Genomic DNA, 18,593 nt, shown 5'->3' on the forward strand with positions numbered 1-18,593 from the left:
GGCGGGTCCTCGCCTCCCTGGCGGGTGGCTTCGTGGCGCGGTGACAGGCGCCAGGGAGGAGGCGACGACTGGCGGATGGGGGAAGGCGCCCCCATCGTTGAAGAACGAAGAGGTCGTCCCTTCCCGCGCACCATGGCTCGCCTGCACGACAGCCCAGCGCCTTCATCCCCGCGTCGCACGCCGCCAGGGCACGGCAGCATCCTTGATGCCGTCCTCACCAGCATGGGCGAAGGCGTGCTGGTGGCGGATGAGCACCAGCGCCTGGTGTTCATCAACCCGAAGGGGGAGCACATCCTGGGCGTGGGGGCCAAGGACGTGCCCGTCAGCCGGTGGCCAGCACACTTCGGGCTCTACCTGCCGGACCAGGTCACGCCCTATCCCATCGAGCGCCTGCCCATGAGCCGGGCCCTGCGCGGCGAGACGGTCGGCCGCACGGAGATCTTCCTGCGCAACGCCGCGAGGCCAGCGGGCACCTGGCTGAACGTCAGCTCGAATCCGGTTCGCGACGAGGCTGGCGTGGTCCGTGGCGGTGTCTCCATCGTCAGCGACGTCACCGACCACAAGGCGACCGAGGACGCGTTGCGCGAGGGTCGTGAGAAGTACCGCTCGCTCTACAACAACACGCCCGTGATGATGCACTCCATCGACCAGCAGGGGCGGCTCATCAGCGTCAGCGACCGCTGGTTGACCACCCTGGGCTATGAGCGCGAGGAAGTGCTCGGCCACGACTCGGTGGATTTCCTGACGCCCGAGTCCCGGCGGTACGCCCGCGAGGTCATCCTCCCCGAATACTTCAGGACGGGGGCGTGCTGGAACGTGCCGTACCAGCTCGTGAAGAAGGGCGGGCAGCCCATCGACGTCCTCCTGTCCGCCATCGCGGAGCAGGACAGCTCCGGGAGGGTGGTGCGCTCACTCGCGGTGATCATCGACGTGACCGAGCGGAAGCGGACGGAGGAGGCGCTGCTCGAAAGCGAGAAGCGGCTGCGCTCCATCCTGGACAACGCGCCGACCGTGTTCTTCCTGCTGGATACGCAGGAGCGCTTCATGTTCGTGAACCGCGAGTGGGAGCGGCTCTTCCACCGCACCCGACAACAGGTCGCCGGGCGGACCGTCTTCGATGTCTTCCCCCATGAAATCGCGGAGACCCTGCACCACGCCAACCGGCGCATCCTCCAGACGGGCATCCCCGTGGAGCGGGAGGAGCAGCTGGCGCACGACGACGGGATCCACGTCCACCTCACGCAGAAGTTCCCGCTCTTCGACGCCACCGGGACGGCCTATGCGCTCTGCGGAATCGCCACCGACATCACCGAGCGCAAGAAGATGGAGGTCTCACAGCGCTTCCTGGCCGAGGCGAGCCGCGAGCTGGTGACGTCGCTCGACCATGAGACCACGTTCCAGCGCGTCGCCGAGCTGGCGGTGCCCGCGCTGGCGGACCTGTGTGTCGTCTTCGTGCGCACGGACGGGGCGCTCCTGCGGCCGGTGGCGGTGGCGGACAGTGCGCCGTCCCGCGCAGCGGACGTGCGGGAGTTCCTCCGGCGTCACCCGCCTGCGTCGGGAGCCCCCCATGGCCCGAGCCGGGTCCTGTCCACCGGAAGGTCGGAGACCTCCGAAACGTCCGAGGGCCTGCTGGACCCCGTGGCCCTGGACGGCGAGCGGTGGGCGGGGGTGCGGACGCTGCTGGACAGGCCATCGCTGGGGGTGCCGCTCCAGGCCCGAGGACGCACCCTGGGCGTGCTGTTCCTCATCTCCCCCAAGCCGGGACGGGCGTATGCGCCGACAGAGCTGGCGCTGACGGAGGAGCTGGGGCGTCGGGCCGCCGTCGCCATCGACAATGCCCAGCTCTACTGTTCTGCGCAGGAGTCCATCCGCGCGCGGGATGAGTTCCTGTCCATTGCCTCCCATGAGCTGAAGACCCCGCTGACCTCCATGAAGCTGCGAGTGCAGCAGCTGAAGTCCGCCCTCACGGCCCCGCCTCCGCTGCCCAGGGAGAAGGTCGAGAAGATACTGGAGGTCTTCGAGGACCAGCTCCGGCGGCTGGCGCGGCTGGCGGAGCACCTGCTCGACGTCTCCCGCATCAACGAGCGGCGGCTCGACCTGCGCCTGGAGGAGATGGACCTGGTGGCGGTTGCGCGGGACGTGGCGGACCACCTCGCGGAGCAACTGCGGAAGACGGGCTGCGAGTTCGAGCTGGTGGCGCGGGAGCCGGTGCGGGGGCGTTGGGACCGGCTGCGCCTGGAGCAGGTCATGCTCAACCTGCTGACCAACGCGATGAAGTATGGCGCGGGGCGGCCCATCCGGATGGAGGTGGCGCTCCACGAGCGAAAGGCACGGCTCACCGTCGAGGACCATGGAATGGGCATTCCACCCGAGGCCCAGGGCCGCATCTTCGAGCGCTTCGAGCGCGCCGCCTCCCGCAACTATGGAGGGCTCGGGTTGGGGCTCTTCATCACGCGACAGCTCGTCGAAGCACACGGCGGAACCATCTCCGTGGACAGCACGCCGGGGCTCGGCGCGAAGTTCACCGTGGAGCTGCCGCCGTGCTCCCTGGCGCACTGAGGGCCCGCTTCCGGCCCCCCACGAGGTCACACCCCGTCTACCCGCGCGCGAGGCAGGGGCGGGCGACCCCCGCGAACTTGAGCGCGAAGACGCCAAGGACGGAGACGGTCTGGACCGCGACGCTCGCGACGCCAATGGCCGACATCCCAGGTGCGTACGCCACGAGGAGCGCTCCGCTGCCAAGCACCCACGAGGCGTCGACCGCGAGGTGTACCCACGCGGCGCGCAAGGGGACCGCTGGCTGGACGGACACCCACGCGTTGAACCCAGCCCAGGGCACCAGGAACAGCCCCACGCCGAACAGGAAGGCCGGGGGCAGCGGCCAGCCGGCGAGCGTGGTGAGCGGCGTGGCCCAGACGAGCAGCACGGCGCCCATGACGATGGCGGCGAGGGCATCCAGGCGGTAGACGAGGCGGTCGTTCATGGGGGCGTTTCCGGTGTGTGGGTGAGGCCCGAAGACTCCCCGGGGCCCGGGATGCCCCGCAATGACCTGGGAGGGAAGTGCGGCATCGTTCATCATCCACGCTCGCGAGGAGGAGCCCGTGATGCGTGATGCGAATGACAGGGACGCGATGGGCGCCAGGCACGCCACGGCGCGACGAAAGGTCGCGACGGGGGCCGTCAGCGAGCTGGGCGCGCTGTTGAAGGAGTGGCGCGCGTTGCGTGGCAAGAGCCAGCTCACCCTGGCGCTCGACGCCGAGGTCTCCCCCCGCCACCTGGCCTTCATCGAGTCCGGCCGGACGGCGCCCAGTCAGGACATGGTGCTGCGGCTGGCCGACGCGCTGCTGCTCGGCCTGCGGGAGCGCAACGTCCTGCTCGTGGCGGCGGGCTACGCGCCGCAGTTCGGTGAAGGCGCCTGGGACAGCGAGGAGCTGAAGGAGCTTCGTCAGGCGGCGACGATGATTCTCGCGGCGCACGACCCCCACCCTGCCCTGGTGCTCAACGCGGCCTCGACGGTGCTCGACGCGAACGTCGGCGCGCTCACGTTGATGGGAGAGGGGCGAGAGGCGCTCGGGAGGGTCAACCTGATGGACCTGGTCTTCGCCCCGGGGCGGGTGCGTTCGGCCATCGGGAACTGGCAGGAGGTGGCGGGGTTCCTGCTCTACCGGCTGCGGGAGAACGCCCGGCTGCGCGGCCCCCACTCCGAGGTCGCGCGCGTGCTGGCGCGCGTGCTCACCTTCCCCGACGCGCGGAACCTCCCGCCGATGCCTGGCGGCTCAGGGGCCGTGCTGGTGCCGTTGACCTTCACCCTCCACGGCGTCACCTCGCACTGGTTCACCACGGTCACCACCTTCGGGGCCCCCCTGCATGCGATGGCCGAGGAGATCACCATCGAGCAGTTTCACCCGCGCTGAGCCGTGGCCCCCTCTTCAGGATACGATGCTCTCGCAGTACCGACACATTGTCAGGAGCGCGTGAATGTCCAAGAAGACCCTTCGCATCGTTGCCCTTCTCTCCGCCATCGTCGGCGTTGGCGTGGCGGGGCTCACCCTGGTTCCGGGCTCGGCGCAGGCCGCGGAGCTGCCGTCCGGCTGCTATCGGCATCCCATCACCAACGCGCTGATCTGCCCCTACCCGCCGCCGGTCTAAGCGCCTTCGCTTCGACACCGGAAGCTCCGCGCTGAACGGTGGGCGCGGAGCTTCGCCCGTGACAGGCGACTCAGGGCACGTAGGCGATGCAATCAATCTCCACGCGCAGCCCCGCCTCTGGAAGCGCGGACACCTGCACGGTGGTGCGCGCGGGCCGGTGGCCGGCGAAGACGCGCTCGTAGACGGTGTTCATCCGGGCGAACTCCTGCATGTCCACCAGGAAGACGCCGCAGCGCAGGACGTGCTGGAGGCTGGAGCCGCCGGCCACGAGGATGCGCTCCAGGTTGCGCAGCACCTGCTCCGTCTGCGCCTCGATGCCCTCGGCCTGCACGCCGGTGGAAGGGTCCCTGGCGGCCTGTCCGGAGATGAAGAGCAGCCGGTCCAGCTGCATGCCAGGAGAGTACGGGCCCGCGGGCTTGGGCAGGTCCGGCGAGACGATGGGCTGGTGCTTCACGGACGTCATGGGCTTCTCCTTGGAGTTGCGCGGGTGCGCGCGGGCCCTTCCGGACACGGTCTGGCCAGCTTGGGGCTGGACACACTGCGCGCGGGGCGCGCCTCCCTGCCGCAGTACCACGCGGTGTCGGAGCACCAGGAGCGCTTGACGCGCACCGTCCTCCTCAACGTCTTCGGCCTGTGCCTCTTTGGAATATCCCTCTCACTGCACCGGCTGCCTTCAGGCACAGGTCACAACAGGCACCCTGGATTCCCACATCAATCAAAGGCGCCCATGGAAAGACTGACAAATGAGCTGCGCGAAGAAGGACAGAAATGACAACCTCCCGAACAACCAACCCGCTTGACATGAACCAGCCAATCCATCAAAACAGGCAAACCACCCAAGGCACCCTTTCGGCGCCTGCCCTGGGCTTGGCTTCGAGAGGCGTCCACTCTCACCAAAACAACAGGAGCAACGCAATGTTCAAACCCAAGTCAAACTGCTCGTCATGACGCTGGCCCTGGCGGTCGGCTGCGCAGCGGCATTCCTCCCTGTCCGTGCCTCTGCCCAGGAATGCGCGGAGGCGCGGGCCTGGGTCGAAGCGAATGCCAACTAGCTTCCGACTGTCTATGCGGAGTTCGCCCGCTACTCGATGACCTATCGCAAGGCCATCTTCTCCTCGCTCTCCCCCGAGGCCAGGAGCGAACTCTGGAAGCAGCATTACAAGCAGTACCTTGATGCGCATCCCGACCTGAACAAGGCACAGGTGGAGTTCATCCAGGAAGCTCTGGCTGCCCTCTCCCCGGCGCTCTTCACGAAGTCGGCCGCCCCGGCCTCTGGAAACACGGCGCAGGCAACGTTGAAGGAGAAGGCCACCGCCTTGTTCGGTGCGGAGGAGGCCAGACGGCTCCTCGCCACCCTGGGGCCGCCGGAACAGCGGGAGGGGTCCGTGGCGGATGCCAATTGCAGCTGCAGCACCGCCTCTGACTACTGCTACCCCCTGACGTTCTGCACCCTTGGCACGAGTTGCACCTACACGGCGTGGGGCTGCGGGACCAACTGGGTCTATGCCTGCAATGGCGACTGTCTGTACTGACCTGGGCCCATCCTCGTCATCCATGGACTGGCTGTGGTGCTGATCGCCGCAGCTGGTCCATGCGTTCATTGAGGCCGCGCGAGTTGACGCATCGGGTGCCTGCTGGTAGGCGAATCTCATGGAGCCCAGGGACTTCAGCGCACAAGCCGTCAGGACTCGCTCTTCCAGGCGCGGGCACTTCGTGGGCGCCTGACGGTGAAGCCGCTCCTCCGTTCCAGGCTCAGGCGCTGGGGGCTCTTCCTCCTCTCAATCACTGTCACGTACCTGGCTGCTTCCCGGGACTGGTGTGCCCTCAGGCGGGACGCAAGGCCGACAGTCCAGGCCTCTATTTCCGCGAAGGGGAAGCTGTATGCCGGAGCGGGCCGACAGGAGTTGACTCCGCCTTTTCCAATCGCCGCCGCCGGTTACGGCCCCTTCCGGCCCAGCGCCCACGGCGCACAGGCCCCGCTCTTCGCTCGTGCCCTGGTGTTGCAAGTGGATGAACTGCGCATCGGGGTTGTTGCGGTGGACCTGCTCACGCCGCCGTCCCCTGCCATGCATGAAGTCCACAAGGCCGTCCAAGACCTCGGGCTTTCTGAGCTATGGGTGGTTGCCACCCACACCCACTCATCCATGGGGAGCTATGAGCCAGACGCGCTCTTCCAGCTCAGCGGTGTAGGCCCCTATCGTGAGGCTGCACGCGCGGCCCTTGTCCATGCAATCACGGGCGCCTTGCAGGAGGCAGCCAGCTCTCTCGTTCCAGCAATCCTTGAAACAGGTGAGGGCGAAGCACCAGAACTCGTTTCCTCGCGAAATCAGGACGAACCCCAGGTGGACGCCCGGATTACTCGCGCCGTCTTCCGCTCAGCACAGAAGAAGATCGCGGAGGTGACGATATTCTCCGCCCACCCCACCCTCTTTCCTCGCACAGTCGAGGCCTTGTCTCCAGACTATCCTGGCCACTACTCGCGGCTCATCGAAGAAGCAGAGGGTGGAGTTACCCTGTTCTGGCAGGGCGCGGTAGGCAACGCCAGAAGCCGGTTGGCACAGCCCGACGGCCCTGCGGTCGCCCATGCGGTGCAGTTCGCCACCCGGCTTGCCCACGTCGTCAGGGGCATCCGACTCCAGTCCTGGGAATCACCGGGACTTTCGTTCATACGAATGAAGGTTCCATTGCCTGCGGCGGATACAAGGCGCCTCGTTCCAGGCTTCCTCGTCGGTGTTGGAAACAACCTGCTGTGCTGGAACGCGCCAGCGGAAGCTGGCGTCTCCCTCCTCGCCCTGGGGCCGCTTCGCCTGCTGTCCATCCCGGGCGAAGCCACATTTTCGGCTGGCAGGGAGTTGGAGGAGGCCGCGCACGCCACCCGCACGGTCTCGCTCGTCAATGGATACATCGGTTACATGGACTCGTCAGAACACGTTGAGAACGCGGGAGGAGAGAGCCGGCTTCAGTACTTTGGGCCCGAGCTTCTTGACACGTTCATCCGAGCCGCGACGCTGACGAGGGAGGAGTCGCGGCAATAGGAAAAGACGCCTGGGAGCGGCTGGGCTCCGTGACACCCAAGATGCCCGCGACTGACGCGAAGCAGAGGAAGCCGCCCCCGTGTCAGGCTATGTTCGTGGCCATGCGCTGGGCTCTGCTCGCGGTGCTTCTTGCGTCCCTCCTCCCCTCGGCGGCGGCTGCGTGCAGTTGCGTTTCGACGCAGTCGATCCTGCAGTCAGAACTCACCGATGAACGGGCCATCGTCTTCATCGGGACCGTGGATGGGATGAAGGGGAGTGCCCGGACGGGGAGCTTCTTCACCCTGGAGCGACTGCTGCTGGTTCGCCCCTGGCTCTTCCTGCGGGGCTCGTCGCCTGAGCGTCCCGTGGAGCTCTGGGCTGGCTCTACTGCGGGCTCGGGCGACTGTGGCGCCCATCTCAGGATGGGATGGACCTACCTCGTCGTGGCACGGAGGCACGAAGACGGGAAGCTGGCTGCGGGACAGTGCTCGATGACCGCTCCGCTCTTCGTCTACGGGGGGCTCGTCGGCATTCCTGCGACACTCATGCTCGTCGCGGGTGCACTCGGGTGGGCCCTGTGGCGGCGCCTGCGCAAGGCCCACCCTCCCCAGGGACCCGCCGCGGGTGGCCAGCACACCACGGCCTGGACGCGAGCGCTGGTTGCCTGGCTTTGCGCATCCGGCGGACTCCTCGCGCTGGCCGTGCTGCTTTGGAACCTCGCGCCCTGGCTCTCACCGCCCTTCGAGGCCACCGTCTGCAACCGTGTGGCATCGGATCCGCTCGAACAGGTCGAAGCGCGGTTGCTTCCCGAATCGCCGGGGTCTCCTCCGGTCCAGCTGGGTCGCCTGCTGCCGGGTGAATGCCGGACGGTGTCCTTGCCGGTGAAGGGCCTCGCCTCACTGCGCCTGCGCTACCAACTGCAGGGCAGCCCATTCACGGTGCAGGACGCGATGCTGGCTTCTGTCGGGGGCGGCCTCTTCACGGAGACGGCGGTGAAGGGACCGGGCCAGAGCGAGAGCTGGCCGGGCATGCTTGAGCCGGCCCCCTGGATTTTCGCCCTGGGACTGGGGATCCTCGCTTGCCTCTCAGGTGCGCTCGCGGCGCTCTGCGGTGCCACATGGGTGGCGCTCCGAACATGGAGGAGGGCCCGCTCGCATGCCAACCCCGCTCCCACCTGACCTGCATCCCACGACCTGGGCCGCCCTGGAAGCCTCAGGTGTGCTTCAGAGCACCGAGCACCGGCTCATCCAGGACTTCTACGGTCAACAACGCGCCCGGCGCAGCCAGGTCCTCTTCATGAATCACATCCATGAAGGGCTGGCCGTCATGCTTCACCTCCAGGCTTCGCCGCAGGCCATGCGAGCGTTCTGCCTGCATCCACTCGTCCAGGGCGACGGGGAGCTGCGGGACCACTACGCACGGGTCGCCCAGGCCGTGGAACCTGTTCCCGGGGGTGCCTTCGTGCTGGGGCTCGCCATGGAGTACCGGTCGGTGGCCAATGCCTATCTCTCCCACGCCGAGCTGCCTCCCGAGGGCATCCGGCTGTCGCCCCTGGTGGAGGTCAACGCGATGCTGGCGGGCGACAAGGTCCAGAATCGCAAGGACTTCGAGCTGCACCATGCACAGGCTCACGCGAATCGCGTCAGGTTGGCGGAATACTTCCAGCAATGGTGCCAGGCGTTGCAGATCGACGACCGCTATCCCCTGCTGAAGGCCCTGCTGCAAGGGGCTGCCTGGAGCTGAGCGAGCTCAGCTCTGGGCGCTCTTCAGCGTTTCAAGAACTCCACGAGCCTGGGCAGCAACACCTTTGCTCCCACCATGTGGTCCTGGCCCGCGAGTTCGGTGAACCTCGCGTTGGGTATCGCCTTGGCCAACTGGCCTGCGACGTCGTGCAGGCCGGCAGGGCTCTTCTGCCCGACCATGACATGGGTGGGCACGGCGACCCCAGCGGCCCGCTCGACGGGCGGCACATCGCGGGTCAAGGCGATGTCGTACGCCAGGGTTGGCGCCAGCGCCTTCATGGTCCGCCAGCCGGGGAACAAGGGCAGCAGGAAGACGAACGCCTTCGGCATTCCAATGCCCTTCAAGAAGGCACGCATCGCCTCTGCCTTCTTGCCCTCCTCCAACAGCTTGTGAACCGCCTGCCCCAGCACCTCGTACTCGGCCTTCTCCGTCTCGTCATGCACGTAGGAGGCGTCGTACAGGACCACCTTCTGGACCTTGTCTCCCAGCCGCAAGGCGGCTTCGAGCGCAAGCACCGCGCCAGAGGAATGGCCGTACAAACAAGCCTTGCCACCGGCCGCGTCGATCATGGCCTCGATGTCTTCGACCTCACGCTCGACCGTCCACGGCAGGGTGTTACCGCTGTCGCCACGCCCGCGGCGGTCGTAGTTGTAGACGGTGAACTCCCTGGCGAACTGCTTGACGTCCTGGACGATGGGCATGAACGAGCGGAAGCAGCTCGCGCCGGTGACGTAGACGAGGGCAGGCCCACTGCCGTGCACGTCGTAGGCGAGCACCGTGCCGTCTTTTGATGTGGTTGTCTTCATGCGGAGCAGTCCTTCTCCCTCGTTGCCGCCTCGCGGTCTATCACAGAGGCAGCATCACAGCGCCTTGGCCGCGGTGCCTTTCGCCTCACCCGGTCGCGGTGAAGTAGCCTCGCACCCGTCCACGAAGCCCACAGGAGCCACCATGAAGCTGATGTCGAGCAGTGCCATCGTGACGGGAGCAGGCCAGGGAATCGGACTGGGGATCGCCGCGCGCCTCATGCGGGACGGAGCCAACGTCCTCCTCTTCGGGCGGACCCTGGAGAAGGTGGAGGCGGCCGCCGGAGAGCTCAACCGGGTGATGGAGGGGCGCGCACGGGCCGTCCCCTTCGCGGGAGACGTGGTCCGCGCGGAGGACGTGGCGCGGGCCATCGAGGTCGCCACGCGGGAGTTCGGCCTCCCGGGGATCCTGGTGAACAACGCCGGTTCGGCCACCCTCCGCCCGCTCCTCGAGTTGCCGACGGAGGAGTTCGACCAGGTCCTGGCCACCAACCTCAAGGGGCCCTTCCTGTTCACCCAGGCACTCGCGAAGGCGCTCGTCGCCGCGAAGCAGCCGGGCTCCATCGTCAACATCTCCTCGCTGAATCAGACGGCCGTGACGGACGGGCTCGCGCACTACTGCGCCTCCAAGGCGGGGCTCGCGAACTTCTCGAAGGTCGCCGCTTCGGAGCTGGGGCGGTACGGCATTCGTGTGAACGTCGTGGCCCCGGGCGCCATCCGCACGCCCCTGGCGGACGGTGCCGGCCTCCTGAGTGGTGCCATGGAGCGGGAGTTCCTCGCGCACACGCCGCTCGGGAAGCCGTGTGGCGAGCCGGAGGACGTGGCGAAGGTGGTGTCGTTCCTCTGCAGCGACCTCGCGTCGTGGATCACCGGCGACACGCTCGCCGTCGACGGCGGCAATCACATTCGCGGGTTGCACAGCTACGCGGACACGCTGGGCCTCACCCGGCCCGTGGAAGGCTGAGCCGCCCGCCGCTCGCGAGCCCGGGGAGGTTGAAGCCTCCCCGGGTTGGACCGGCGCGTCAGCGTCCCTGGAAGCGGGGCGGCCGGCGTTCAGCGAAGGCGGAGAAGGCCTCCGTCAGGTCATGCGACTGGAGGAAGGCGGAGTTCCACACCGCCACGTACCGCAGTCCATCCGCGATGGACTTGTCCGCGCAGTACTCCATCACCTGCTTGGCGCCCTGGATGACGAGCGGCGGGTTGTCGGCGATGCGCCGCGCCGTCGCCCGCGCCTCCGTGAGCAGGGCCTCTGGCGTGGGGAAGACCTCATTGACCAGGCCCATGCGCAGCGCACGCGCCGCGTCCACGTCGCCGCCGGTGTAGGCCAGCTCGCGCGTGTTCCCCTCGCCGATGATGCGCGGCAGCCGCTGGAGCGCGCCCAGGTCCGCGACGATGCCGACCTTCACCTCGCGCAGGGAGAACTTCGCGTCCTGCGAGCAGTACCGGAAGTCACACGCGGCGATGAGGTCCATGCCCCCGCCGATGCACCAGCCATGCACCGCGGCGATGACGGGCTTCTTGCACCGCGCCACCCCTTCCGTGGCCTGCTGCATCTCACCAATCAGCTTGAGCAGCTGACTGCGCTCCAGCGCCAGGTTGCCCTCGGCGGTGAGCAGCGGCCCGAGGGACTCCATCATCCCCATCAGGTCCAGGCCATAGGTGAAGTTGTTGCCCTCGCCGCGCACCAACATCACGCGCACGGAGTCGTCGGCGTCCAGCAAGCGGAGCGCCTCGGGCATCTCCCGCCAGAAGTCGGGACCCATGGCGTTGCCCTTGCCCGGGCCGGTGAGCACCAGCTCGGCGACGCCCTCGCCCTTCTCGATGCGCAATGACTTGTACGTGTCGCCCATCCAGTCCCTCCCAGGGAATGTCAGCGAGCCGCACTTGAGCAGATGCGGCGCGGCGGCGTCCACGAACGTCCCGTGGACGCCGCGCACCCCACTCCGCCACGCGCCTGCCCGCAACCAAACGTGCCCGGTCCTTCAGGGGGGCCTCCTTCCGGGCTAAACGACGGAGCACGATTTTCGAGCAGCCTGGAGGGCAGGCGGGCGCCAGCGGCGCGGGAGCCGCTGCGCGCCACCGCCACCGTGGTGAGCGCCGTACAGCGCGCCGTCACCGCGCGACGCGCAGCCTGGGCCCCATCGAGAATCGCGAGCGGTCGTTTAGCATGCGCCCGCCTGGAGGAAGCCATGCCCAAGACAGGGTACGACAGTGACACCGAGTCCGACTCGGACAACTCGGATGATGAGGACGAGTCATCAGCCCGCCCGGGCGGTCGGCAGCCGGGCCGGGCCTTTCGTGGGTTCGACGGGCTTGAGCCCGTGGTCCTCGCCGATCGCGTCAAGGAGCACCTCAAGAGGTCCACCGAGGCGGACAAGTACAAGCAGGACGAGGTCGCCCAGATCCTCAACACCCGCATCTACTACTCGAAGCGCCAGTGGTCCCCCCAGGCAGAGAGGGACTTCAAGCGCGCCGACGCGGCCTTCCGCGAGGGCGACCTCCAGACGCTCCAGAAGCTGAAGACCCGCTTCTGCATCGCCCACTACCGGGGCGTGACCTACGGCCGCAACAACTTCTCGGCCATCGCCCGCCGCAACCACCGGCAGGACGTCGAGGCCGGCGTCCGCCCCATCTACAGCGTGTCCGTCCTGGAATCATTGGGCGTGGATGTCAGCGACTACAACTCCGGCCTCTACGACGACACGCCCGTGCTGATGGAGGCGCTCCAGGAGCGCGCGAACCTGCTCAAGGAGATCCTCCTCGCCAAGCGCGCCGCGCTCAAGGACGGCTTCAAGTACGGCAGCATCACGTTCGACAGCTACGCGGACGCCCTGCAGCACATCTACACCAACAACTACAAACACACCTTCAGCTCCATCAAGGTCGCACTGGCCTCGAAGCAGGGGCTGCTCAGGGACCGGACGAAGCTCGAGCACCTCAAGAAGAAGCCCCCGGAAATCCAGAGGAAGACCAGGTTCTCGGCACGGTACGGGATGCAGAACCTCCCCCGTGACTGGGAGGCGTACGAAGGGCTGTTCAACGGCGCCAACCCCTTCGTCTCCACGGGGGACACGCCACGGCATGCGCTCAAATATGCATTGGGCATGAAGTTCTACGGCGATCTGGTCAAGCACCGGCTCTTCCCGGGCTGGTCGGCGGAGACCGGACGCGTCAAGAAGCCCTACTCCGGCAAGGTCTACATCCTCCTGCACAGCCTCAACGAGTTCATCGAAGACGCGCCGCTGCACGTGCCGACCCTCAACACCCAGGGCCGTATCCGCGTGGCGGATGAGATCGTCGAGGAGCGCGAGGCGACCTTCCCGTCCTTCATCCCCAGGAAGCGCGTGGTCTGGGAGCACGTGACCAAGTTCCCCTCCTTCGACGGGTACACCGACCAGCACCTGGAGAAATACGGCCTCACCGAGGAGGACTTCGAACAGTACAAGGCAGCGCTGTTCACGAGCCCCAACCGGACCGAGTCCACGCACAAGTCGCAGATCCAGGAGAGCCGCGCCATCGAGGCCTGGCTGGTCAACTTCCACGAGGTGAGGTTGATCGAGATCGCCCGGCGCATCGCCGAGAGCCGGGGGATGATCCTCGTCTACCAGGGTGCGGATGGCGGGCTGAGCAGGGAACTCATGTCGGTCCGCCGCGATGCCGCCGTCGACAATCGGCTGTGGCAGCGCGAGCCCAATCACCAGTTCCAGGGCCACGACTACTCGTTCGCGTACGGCTCCGAGCTCCAGCGGCTCCTCACCCTGATGCAGGAGAAGGGCGCGTCGCTCGCGGACGAGTTCGAGTTCAACCAGACGCTGTCCACCCGGTTCACGCGGCACCCCGTGCTCGGGGATGGCAACTGCCTGTTCCGCGCGCTCGCGGATGCCGCCAACCGGCTGGCCATCCCCAGCGGCCCCCTCAACCACTTGAGCGCACGCGCGCACGTCTACGTGTCCTACCTGCAGACCCCTTCGCTGGTGCAGGCGTGCAACATCAACAGCGCCTACCTGCTCAACATGCGGCAGGCCGCCACTGACGCGGCTGACCTCTCGCGCTGGGGCTCCGAGCACGAAATCATGGCGTTCGCGGTCTACTACCGCCTGCGCATCTGCGTCTTCCTGGGCGAGCGGCCCTCCCAGGATCTGCAATACCAGGTCGGCAACGTGGTCGACGTGCAGGTCTCCCGCGACGAGCGGTGCGTGTGGTTCACCCCCACCGCCCATGGCCATGCCGGCACGCTCTACCTGCTGCACGAGCACGGCAACCACTTCACCCCTCTGGCTCCACGCCCAGGGGCGCCCCCCCTGGGCTAGAATCAACACCCTTCTGGAGGTCGTCATGCCCGCGGGCAAGAAGCAGTTCGTGTTCCAGGTGATGTGGAACTGGTACGTGGAGATCCGCGAGCGGCACACCCGCCACGGGCGGCTGGACGGCGCGGACCTCCAGAACCTGGTCTACGTGCGGGAGTGGGCGGAGGAGGAGGGCATGCAGAGCATCCTGCCGCGCATCGCGGAGATGCTGGAGCCGGCCGAGAACGCCGCCCGCACCATCCAGAGGGCCTTCCGCCAATTCCAGGCCCGGGCCCAGCAGGCCCGGCTCGAAACCGAGCGCAGGCAGGAGCAGGCCGAGCGCGAGCGGCGCAACACGTCCGCCCTGGTGCCCTCCTCGTGGCAGGGGCTCGGCGGCCCGGTGCTCAAGGCCTTCGAGGAGTCGGGCCCGGTCCTCACCAACGTGCACACCATCGTCCGGCTCCTGGACGTCCGCGGCAAGGGCCAGCACGAAGACTGCTACTTCAGCATCTTCGAAGAGGTGCCCCCGACAGACGGGGAGGACGAGCCCTGGGTCCGCATCTATATCGCCCAGGTCGACGTGGGCCCGGTCGACAACGACAAGGGCTTCCTGAAGTACAAGTTCTTCGGCCTGACCGAAGGCAAGCCCGTGCTCGCGACGGCGGGGACGAAGATTGGCGAATACGACGCCCCTCGCAAGGACGACAGCTCCGTCTTCGTGAACTTCGGGCGACCCTTCCGGGCACTCAAGTTCTATGAAGACAAGCCCTACACGCAGGGCGACCTGAAGTGGAAGATCTCCTCCTGTCTGGTGCGGCGCTCGGTCCTGCTGGAGATCATGACGACGGCCGTCCTCGAACCCCATGGCAAGAAGCCCGAGGCCAAGGGCAAGGCACTCAACTCCGACTACGACCAGGATCCCAACCAGTTCGCCGTCACCAACGCCCAGGCGCTCATCATCCAGAAGAACATCAAGCCTGGCAGCCTGGTCAACGCCGAGGACATCGACGGGCTGCGGATCCAGTTCGGGTTGGGCAAGGAGTACTTCTGCTTCCTCTTCGAGAACGCCGACAACGGCCACAAGACGAGGTACGACAAGGGCGAGTACCGCTTCATGATCGAGTTCTACCGGTACAAGCTCGAGGCCCTGCACGCCCAGGTCCTGAAGCTGCTCCACATGTACAAGCAGGACAAGGCGGAGGAGCGCAAATCCATCGGGTCGAAGAAGACCTCGCAGCTCCGTCTGGTTTCACGTTGCAGGGTGCTTCTCGCGGCCTTTGGATACCCCGGGCTGGTGCTGCGCGATCCTGGTGAAATCCGGCTGCTCTTCAACCAGCTCTCCGTCTTCCTGTCCTATTACGGGCTGACGCAGATCATGCCCGCCATCTACGACCCCGTGGAGTACGAGGAGCGACGCAAGAAGGCCGCGCTCCACGAGGACAAGCAGAAGAAGCGCAAGGAGGCGAAGGACGCCTACTTCGCGCTCGTGGATGCCTGCCTGAACAACGCCTGGAATCTGATGACGGCCGCCGATACCGGCATCGACAAGCTGAGCGAGTTCGAGCTCAGCAAGCTCCTCCAGGAGCTGCTCGAGGACGCCGTGGCGCGCTATGCACAGGTCCGCTTGAAGACCCTGGGACAGTGAGCCCGGTTCCCAGGGCTGTCTACAGGTAGCTCATCCACGCGCTGTTCGTTCGCGCCTTGAGTTTCACGAACCAGCGGCACGCGAACCCCAGCGGCAACAACAGCACCGCGGCGAGCCCCCAGAGCGCCGCGATGTCGGGGACGCTGAAGAACGCTCCCTGGTTGGGTCCAAACGCCAGGAGCGCCACGCTGTTGAGCCCGTGCAGCAGATAGAGATGGGCCAGGTAGAAGAACAGCGGCGCCGCGCCAAAGGTCGTGAGCAGCGCCAGGCCTCGCGCGGGCATCCGCTCCAGCAGCGCGAGCAGCAGCGCGCCCACCCCCAACGTCAGCAGCAGGAAGTCGAGCGACGGCGGGTACTTGGTGAGGTTCAGGAAGGAGATCACCGTCTTGAGCGGCGTGGCCCCCACCACCCAGGGCACGGGCTCTCCGTAGCCATTCAACTCCGGGTGAGCCACCTGGACGAGGCTCCCCATGGACTTCGTTTCGGGCGTGCCCGCTTCAAGTCCAGGCTCCACGCCAAGTGCGGGAGCGCCACCGGACCCGGGCAAGCCCATCACCAGCCATGTCGGCACCGAGCCAATGACGGGGCTCAGGGTGAGTACAGCTCCGCTGTCTCGTTGGCGCCGGTGCCCCCCGCGACGAGGACCCTGCCATTGAACAGCAGCGTCGCCGTGTGGTCATAGCGAGGTCTGGTCATGGAGCAGGCGGCACTCCAGGTCCCCGAGAACGGATTGTATACCTCCGCCGACGCGATGGCCCCGCGCTCGTTCACACCGCCGATGACGAGCACCCCGCCGTTGAGCAGCGGCGCCGCCTGGTGACTGGAGCGTGGGCCGGCCATGGAGCCCGTCGCGCTCCAGGTGCCGGAGCGATGGTCATACGTCTCCGAGGTCTCGAGGTAGCGGTCCCCGGACCATCCGCCAGCGGCAAGGACCCTGCCGTTGAACAGCAGCGTCATCGTGTGGACGGTGCGAGGCCCGGCCATGGAGCCGGTGACACGCCAGGTGCCCGTGGCCGGGTTGTACACCTCCGCCGTCGCGAGGGGGCCACTGGTGATGTTGTATCCCCCCGCGACGATCACCCTGCCGTTGGGCAACAGCGTCGCCGCGTGTTGGGCGCGGGCTGAAGCCATGGAGCCCGTCGTGCACCAGGTGCCCGTGGCCGGATCGTACACCTCGGCGGTCGCGACAGGAGCACCGCTGGCGTCCTGTCCGCCCAGGACGAGGACCTTCCCGTTCGGCAGCAGTACCGCCCTGTGACTCCAACGAGGTGCGGTCAGCGGGCCGGTCCTGCGCCAGGTGCCCGAGGCCGGGTCATAGACCTCCGCCGTCCTGAGAAACTCGGTGTTGCTGATGCCCCCCGCGACGAGCACCCTGCCGTTGGGCAACAGCGTCGCCGTGTGGCGATAGCGGGGCCCGGCCATGGCACCGGTGGCGCGCCAGGAGCCCGAGGCCCGGTCGTACAGCTCCGCCGTCGCGAAGCCGACAAGGTTCTCATCGGCGCCCCCCGCGACGAGGACCTTGCCATTGGGCAACAACGTCGCCGTGTGCTCACGGCGAGGCTCGCTCATGGAACCCGTCGCCATCCAGGTGCCCCGCAGCGGGCCGTAGGCCTCCGCGGTCGAGAGGATGCCTCCTCCCGAGTTGTGTCCCCCTGAGACGAGGACCCTGCCGTCGGGCAACGCCGTGGCCTCAGCCGCGACACGAGGCTCGGGCATGGAACCCGTCGCACTCCAGAGCCCGGAGGCCGGCGCGTACACTTCAGCCTCCGCGAGCTCTTGGGTCCCCGACCATCCCCCGGCGACGAGGACCCTCCCGTCAGGCAGCAGCGCCGCCACATGCTGGCCTCGAGCCGAAGCCATGGAGCCTGTCGTACTCCAGGTGCCCGTGGCCGGGGTGTACACCTCTGCCGTTGCGAGAGCGCCGAAATTGCTGAAGCTGAACCCTCCCGCGACGAGGACGTTGCCGTCGGGCAGCAGGCTCGCCGTGTGCTCGCTGCGAACCTGCGCCATGGAGCCCGTCGTGCTCCAGGTTCCCGAGGCCGGGTCGTACAGTTCCGCGGATGAGAGGGAAGGGCCAACATTGTACCCTCCCACGACCAGCACCCTGCCGTCGGGCAACCCCGTCGCCGTGTGCAATGCGCGAGCCGTGGCCAGGGAGCCCGTTGCGCTCCAGGTTCCTGAGGCCGGGTCGTACACCTCCGCCGTCGCCAAGGGGACACCGTTCTCGTTCGCTCCCCCCGAGACGAGAACCCTTCCGTCGGGTAGCCGCGTCGCCTCATGCAAGTAGCGCGTTGTGGCCATGGAGCCTGTTGGGCTCCAGGTTCCTGAGGCCGGGTCGTACACCTCCGCCGTCGCCAGGGCGCCATCACTGTTGTTGCGCCCCCCCGCGATGAGGACCCTTCCGTCAGGCAGCAGCGTCGCAGTGGGAGCGAAGCGCGGCGCGGTCATGGCGCCCGCCGGACTCCAGGTTCGAGAGGCCGGGGCGTACACCTCCGCGCTCGCGGCTTCGCCTCCCGCGACCAGGACCCGGCCGTTGAGCAGCAACGTCGCGGTGTGAAGAAAGCGAGGCGCCGCCATGGAGCCCGCCGGGCTCCATCCCCCACAGGTCCGTCCACCCGGCATTGAACAGCCCTGGGGCGTGCTGGAGAGGGAGGAGTCGGGAGCGCCGTCGGAAGGGAGAGCCTGCGACGTGGAGTCCGCGAACCGCGCCTCGTGCGACCCGGAGTCGGGAGGAGTGATGGTGCAGGCCGCCAGCAACGCTACCGCGAGCGCCAGCATCCATCGAGTGAATGCATTCATCATCAGGGATCTCCGGAGGTTCCCACTCCTCGCTGCGGAGGTGTGGCGGGATGAAGAACAACCCCGTGCGTCGAGGTCCCCACGGATGCAGTCGCCGCAGCGGGCAGCGAGGGAACATTGGGTCCGGGCGGATGCGCGGCCATCACCCTGAAAG

The 18,593-nt window shown here is 67.3% G+C and carries 16 protein-coding genes; 10 read left to right on the forward strand and 6 right to left on the reverse strand.

The window, feature by feature from the left end:
• Window positions 1-132 precede the first annotated feature (132 nt).
• On the forward strand, window positions 133-2,559 hold the full coding sequence (locus tag OV207_RS18515) for a PAS domain S-box protein (RefSeq protein WP_267556489.1): 2,427 nt from the start codon (window positions 133-135) through the stop codon (window positions 2,557-2,559).
• 37 nt (window positions 2,560-2,596) lie between these two features.
• Here OV207_RS18515 and OV207_RS18520 read toward each other — a convergent pair whose 3' ends face one another.
• Window positions 2,597-2,983: a hypothetical protein gene (locus tag OV207_RS18520; protein ID WP_267556490.1), complete on the reverse strand. Its 387-nt coding sequence runs from the start codon at window positions 2,981-2,983 to the stop codon at window positions 2,597-2,599.
• A 121-nt stretch (window positions 2,984-3,104) separates the two neighbouring features.
• Between OV207_RS18520 and OV207_RS18525 the strand changes: the two genes are divergently transcribed.
• Together OV207_RS18525 and OV207_RS18530 are read left to right on the forward strand one after the other, a co-directional pair.
• Window positions 3,105-3,914, forward strand: a complete 810-nt coding sequence (locus OV207_RS18525; protein WP_267556491.1) for a helix-turn-helix domain-containing protein — start codon at window positions 3,105-3,107, stop codon at window positions 3,912-3,914.
• A 64-nt stretch (window positions 3,915-3,978) separates the two neighbouring features.
• Window positions 3,979-4,149 (forward strand): hypothetical protein, encoded by a 171-nt coding sequence (locus OV207_RS18530; protein ID WP_267556492.1) that lies wholly within the window; start codon window positions 3,979-3,981, stop codon window positions 4,147-4,149.
• A 70-nt stretch (window positions 4,150-4,219) separates the two neighbouring features.
• Here the strand turns inward: OV207_RS18530 and OV207_RS18535 are convergent, their stop codons facing one another.
• Window positions 4,220-4,612: a RidA family protein gene (locus OV207_RS18535; protein ID WP_267556494.1), complete on the reverse strand. Its 393-nt coding sequence runs from the start codon at window positions 4,610-4,612 to the stop codon at window positions 4,220-4,222.
• A 625-nt stretch (window positions 4,613-5,237) separates the two neighbouring features.
• Here OV207_RS18535 and OV207_RS18540 point away from each other — a divergent pair.
• The 4 genes from OV207_RS18540 (at window position 5,238) to OV207_RS18555 (ending at window position 8,906) form a co-directional block, all read left to right on the forward strand.
• The gene (locus OV207_RS18540) at window positions 5,238-5,681 is read left to right on the forward strand and encodes a bacteriocin fulvocin C-related protein (protein WP_267556495.1); all 444 of its coding nucleotides are present in this window, start codon (window positions 5,238-5,240) and stop codon (window positions 5,679-5,681) included.
• 195 nt (window positions 5,682-5,876) lie between these two features.
• On the forward strand, window positions 5,877-7,184 hold the full coding sequence (locus tag OV207_RS18545) for a neutral/alkaline non-lysosomal ceramidase N-terminal domain-containing protein (protein ID WP_267556496.1): 1,308 nt from the start codon (window positions 5,877-5,879) through the stop codon (window positions 7,182-7,184).
• Between the two features lie 95 nt (window positions 7,185-7,279).
• Window positions 7,280-8,341: a hypothetical protein gene (locus OV207_RS18550; RefSeq protein WP_267556497.1), complete on the forward strand. Its 1,062-nt coding sequence runs from the start codon at window positions 7,280-7,282 to the stop codon at window positions 8,339-8,341.
• A complete protein-coding gene (locus OV207_RS18555) occupies window positions 8,319-8,906 on the forward strand; it encodes a hypothetical protein (protein ID WP_267556498.1) in 588 nt (195 codons plus the stop codon). Before OV207_RS18550 ends, OV207_RS18555 begins: the two co-directional genes overlap by 23 nt.
• 23 nt (window positions 8,907-8,929) lie before the next feature.
• On the opposite strand, the gene OV207_RS18560 is transcribed toward OV207_RS18555, so the two are convergent.
• Window positions 8,930-9,712 carry an alpha/beta fold hydrolase gene (locus tag OV207_RS18560; RefSeq protein WP_267556499.1) on the reverse strand — a complete coding sequence of 261 codons (783 nt, stop codon included), beginning with the start codon at window positions 9,710-9,712 and terminating at the stop codon, window positions 8,930-8,932.
• Between the two features lie 142 nt (window positions 9,713-9,854).
• Between OV207_RS18560 and OV207_RS18565 the strand changes: the two genes are divergently transcribed.
• On the forward strand, window positions 9,855-10,673 hold the full coding sequence (locus OV207_RS18565; RefSeq protein WP_267556500.1) for an SDR family NAD(P)-dependent oxidoreductase: 819 nt from the start codon (window positions 9,855-9,857) through the stop codon (window positions 10,671-10,673).
• A 58-nt stretch (window positions 10,674-10,731) separates the two neighbouring features.
• On the opposite strand, the gene OV207_RS18570 is transcribed toward OV207_RS18565, so the two are convergent.
• Window positions 10,732-11,559, reverse strand: a complete 828-nt coding sequence (locus tag OV207_RS18570) for a crotonase/enoyl-CoA hydratase family protein (protein WP_420715238.1) — start codon at window positions 11,557-11,559, stop codon at window positions 10,732-10,734.
• 339 nt (window positions 11,560-11,898) lie between these two features.
• Between OV207_RS18570 and OV207_RS18575 the strand changes: the two genes are divergently transcribed.
• Both OV207_RS18575 and OV207_RS18580 read left to right on the forward strand, forming a co-directional pair.
• A complete protein-coding gene (locus OV207_RS18575; protein WP_267556502.1) occupies window positions 11,899-14,019 on the forward strand; it encodes an OTU domain-containing protein in 2,121 nt (706 codons plus the stop codon).
• 25 nt (window positions 14,020-14,044) lie between these two features.
• Window positions 14,045-15,640, forward strand: coding sequence for a hypothetical protein (locus OV207_RS18580; protein ID WP_267556503.1), 1,596 nt, complete (start codon window positions 14,045-14,047; stop codon window positions 15,638-15,640).
• 19 nt (window positions 15,641-15,659) lie between these two features.
• On the opposite strand, the gene OV207_RS18585 is transcribed toward OV207_RS18580, so the two are convergent.
• Together OV207_RS18585 and OV207_RS37795 are read right to left on the reverse strand one after the other, a co-directional pair.
• Window positions 15,660-16,112: a hypothetical protein gene (locus OV207_RS18585; protein ID WP_267556504.1), complete on the reverse strand. Its 453-nt coding sequence runs from the start codon at window positions 16,110-16,112 to the stop codon at window positions 15,660-15,662.
• A gap of 116 nt (window positions 16,113-16,228) precedes the next feature.
• Window positions 16,229-18,442 carry a Kelch repeat-containing protein gene (locus OV207_RS37795; protein WP_420715234.1) on the reverse strand — a complete coding sequence of 738 codons (2,214 nt, stop codon included), beginning with the start codon at window positions 18,440-18,442 and terminating at the stop codon, window positions 16,229-16,231.
• Window positions 18,443-18,593 lie beyond the last annotated feature (151 nt).

It is taken from the genome of Corallococcus sp. BB11-1, from assembly GCF_026626625.1.
Classification (GTDB): domain Bacteria; phylum Myxococcota; class Myxococcia; order Myxococcales; family Myxococcaceae; genus Corallococcus; species Corallococcus soli.